Source organism: Paenibacillus sp., from assembly GCF_035645235.1.
Taxonomy (GTDB): domain Bacteria; phylum Bacillota; class Bacilli; order Paenibacillales; family YIM-B00363; genus Paenibacillus_AE.
The window spans coordinates 1-1,776 of record NZ_DASQMZ010000125.1 but is presented as its reverse complement, the minus strand read 5'-3'; the positions used below and the strand labels follow the sequence as shown (position 1 = coordinate 1,776).

The following is a 1,776-nucleotide window of genomic DNA, read 5'->3' as shown; positions in this document are numbered from 1 at the left end:
GTACATCCAGAACCCGCCGTTCTTCGCGAACCTCAGCGAGCAGCTGGACGACATCAAGGGCATCCACGGCGCGAAGACGCTGGCGCTCATGGGCGACTCCGTCACGACGGACCATATTTCCCCGGCGGGCAGCATCAAAGTCGACTCGCCTGCGGGCAAGTACCTGATCGAGCACGGCGTGAAGAAGGAAGACTTCAACTCGTACGGCTCGCGCCGCGGCAATCATGAAGTCATGATGCGCGGCACGTTCGCGAACATCCGCATCCGGAACCAAGTGGCGCCGGGCACGGAAGGCGGCGTGACGAAGTACCTGCCGACGGGCGAAGTGATGCCGATCTACGACGCAGCGATGAAGTACCAAGCGGACGGCACGCCGACCGTCGTCATCGCCGGCAAGGAATACGGCACCGGCTCCTCCCGCGACTGGGCGGCGAAGGGCACGTTCCTCCTCGGCGCGAAGGCGGTCATCGCGGAGAGCTTCGAGCGGATTCACCGCTCCAACCTCGTCGGCATGGGCGTTCTCCCGCTCCAATTCGTCGAAGGGCAGAGCTGGAAGACGCTCGGTCTCGACGGCACGGAGACGTTCGACATCGCGGGTCTCGACAACGACGTGTTGCCGGGCCAGACGGTGAAGGTGAACGCGACTCGCACGGACGGTTCCTCGTTCTCGTTCGACGCGATCGTCCGCCTCGACTCCATGGTCGACGTCGACTACTACCGCAACGGCGGCATCCTGCAGACGGTGCTCCGTCAGCTGATGGCGTAACTTTTTCGGAAAATGAACCTCAAAAAGCCCGACGCTCCGCATCTCGCGGAACGTCGGGCTTTTTCATATTCGAAGCGTTGGGCGAACCGCATCGGCCGCGTTCGGTCGGAGGAAGCGGGCTTCCTGCGGGCTAATGTCCGCCCCCGTCATGCCCGGCCTCATGTCCGGCCTCATGCCCCTTGCCGTTCGCCGAGCCTGCGCCGTACCCGCGCAGCGCGGCGTATGCGGCGTTCTGCTCCGTTGTAAGCAGCGAGCGCATCGACAGATGCGTCTTCAAGTGAGCGTAGCGCAAGCGCCCCTCGGTTTCTGCAATCGATCCGGTAAGCGCCGCCAGCTCTTCTTCGGTCGCGACGCCGCGCTTGAACGCTTCATCCAACTCCCGCTCCAGCGCGACGAGCCGTTCGCCGAGCGGGACGGTCTCCGCTGTCATGGCCGCGTACAGCTTCTCCGTCCGCTCCCGCTGCTCCGCCGTCAATTCCAGTTCCGAAGCGAGCTCCAGCACATGCTTCGGTCCGGGGTAACCGTTCACCTCGGCCGCAAGCGCATACCCCGCACCGCCGCCGGCAAGCAGCGTCGCGACCCGCTCCGGCGCCAGCGCCGCGATCTCCCGCTGATCGTACCCCGCATAAGGCGCCTCTCCCGAGTCCGCTCCGCACCCGGCAAGAAGCGTGACAATGGCCGCCGAGGCAACCGCCGACTTTAGTATCCTACTCATCTCTCTCAACCTCCCGTTCCCTTCGCAACGCATTCACCAGATGAACCAAGCCGTCTTCGACCGCGCGCCGCTCTTCTTCTCCCAACGCACCGGCAAGCCGCCGGAACCGCGCGCGCCTCGCCTCTTGGATGTCGCCCGCCAGCCGCCGTCCGGACGCCGTGAGGGCCAGTCGTCGAATGCGGGTATCGGTCGCATCCGTTCGCCGCTCGATCCATCCCCGCTTCTCCAACGACGCGACGAGGCGGCTGACCGTGCTCTTCTCGAGTTGCAGTCGGCCGGCCAGTTCCCCTTGGCT

Annotated in this window: 2 protein-coding genes and 1 pseudogene; 1 reads left to right on the top strand and 2 read right to left on the bottom strand. The window is 65.2% G+C overall.

Going from position 1 to position 1,776, the window contains the following annotated elements:
• Nucleotides 1–766: pseudogene (locus VEZ38_RS11835) on the top strand (aconitate hydratase); the annotation flags it as partial.
• Nucleotides 767–896: 130 nt separating this feature from the next.
• On the opposite strand, the gene VEZ38_RS11830 reads toward VEZ38_RS11835, so the two are convergent.
• Together VEZ38_RS11830 and VEZ38_RS11825 are read right to left on the bottom strand one after the other, a co-directional pair.
• On the bottom strand, nucleotides 897–1,481 hold the full coding sequence (locus VEZ38_RS11830) for a Spy/CpxP family protein refolding chaperone (protein WP_324893580.1): 585 nt from the start codon (nucleotides 1,479–1,481) through the stop codon (nucleotides 897–899).
• Nucleotides 1,474–1,776, bottom strand: a 303-nt coding sequence (locus tag VEZ38_RS11825) for a MarR family winged helix-turn-helix transcriptional regulator (protein ID WP_324893578.1), incomplete at its 5' end; no start/stop codon positions are given. The genes VEZ38_RS11830 and VEZ38_RS11825, both read right to left, overlap by 8 nt.